Here is a 567-nt window from a genome sequence, read left to right as displayed (position 1 = left end):
CTGGGCCTGATGGTTGATGAAGAGAAAGCCTACGCCCCGCTCAAGGAGTTCAGAACCTCGGCCGTGCTAGCCATGGTGATTGGCGTTGTGCTGATCATGCTGCTCCTGGGCGTGCTGATTCGCGTACTGATGCGTCCGCTCACGACCATGAGTCAGGCGATGCAGGACATCGCACAAGGAGAGGGCGACCTGACCCGGCGTCTGGCCATCAATAGCCAGGACGAGTTTGGTGTGCTGGCCGCTGCCTTCAACCGCTTTGTCGAGCGTATCCATGGCTCGATCAGCGAAGTATCGGCCAGTACCCGCCAGCTCAACGAGGTCTCCCGTCAGGTGTTGGCGGCCTCCAACTCCTCGCTGCACAACTCGGACAATCAGGCCGGACGTACCGGAAGCGTGGCGGCAGCCATCAACCAGTTGGGGGCCGCCACACAGGAGATCGCCCGCAACGCTGCCGATGCGTCCGTACAGGCTACCAGTGCCCGGCAGCAGGCCGAGGAGGGTCGCCGCGTACTGGGCCAGACCCTGACGGCGATGGAAACCCTGTCCGCCAACATCAGCGCCTCCTGC

The 567-nt window shown here is 63.1% G+C and carries 1 protein-coding gene; it reads left to right on the top strand.

What is annotated here, in order from left to right:
- A partial coding sequence (locus GM154_RS25510; RefSeq protein WP_219654329.1) for a methyl-accepting chemotaxis protein occupies window positions 1-567 on the top strand: 567 nt, incomplete at both ends.

The organism is Pseudomonas sp. MAG002Y, assembly GCF_019400845.1.
GTDB lineage: Bacteria > Pseudomonadota > Gammaproteobacteria > Pseudomonadales > Pseudomonadaceae > Chryseomonas > Chryseomonas luteola.
The sequence above is the reverse complement of the archived record's forward strand: the minus strand, read 5'-3'. Positions and strand labels throughout refer to the sequence as shown.